At 43.5% G+C, this 520-nt stretch carries 1 protein-coding gene; it reads left to right on the top strand.

What is annotated here, in order from left to right:
- A partial coding sequence (locus ACFO8Q_RS23775; protein ID WP_380029857.1) for a group II intron maturase-specific domain-containing protein occupies nt 1-504 on the top strand: 504 nt, incomplete at its 5' end.
- Between the last annotated feature and the right edge of the window lie 16 nt (nt 505-520).

The raw sequence follows: 520 nt of genomic DNA, 5'->3' as shown, positions 1-520 counted from the left end.
GTGAATCGGGAGAAAACGGTGGTGGACGAGGCAAGGAGAGTCAAATTTCTTGGATTCTCGTTTTATCAGCATAAAGGAGAAACGAGAATCAGAATACATCCGAAATCCATTGCAAAGATGAAAGCTAAAATAAAGGAACTTACATCGAGAAGCAATGGAATGGGAAACGCGGAAAGAGCAGAGAAGCTTAGACGCTATATCATGGGGTGGGTGAACTACTTCAAAATAGCGGACATGAAGAAACTGCTCCAAACCACGGATGAATGGATGAGAAGGCGGATCCGCATGATCTACTGGAAACAATGGAAACGAGTGAAAACGAAGTTCGAAAGGTTGAAATCGCTCGGAATCGAAGAACAGAAGGCATGGGAATACGCAAACACAAGAAAGGGCTACTGGAGAACCTCCAATAGCCCTATCCTCTCAAAATCCCTCGGAAATAACACCATTAAAGGACTCGGATTCTTATTCTTTTCTGATTACTATCGACAAGTAACTACGTGAACTAAGGAACCGCCGT

It is taken from the genome of Effusibacillus consociatus, assembly GCF_042652925.1.
In the GTDB taxonomy this organism is placed as follows: Bacteria; Bacillota; Bacilli; order Tumebacillales; family Effusibacillaceae; genus Effusibacillus; species Effusibacillus consociatus.
The sequence above is the reverse complement of the archived record's forward strand: the minus strand, read 5'-3'. Positions and strand labels throughout refer to the sequence as shown.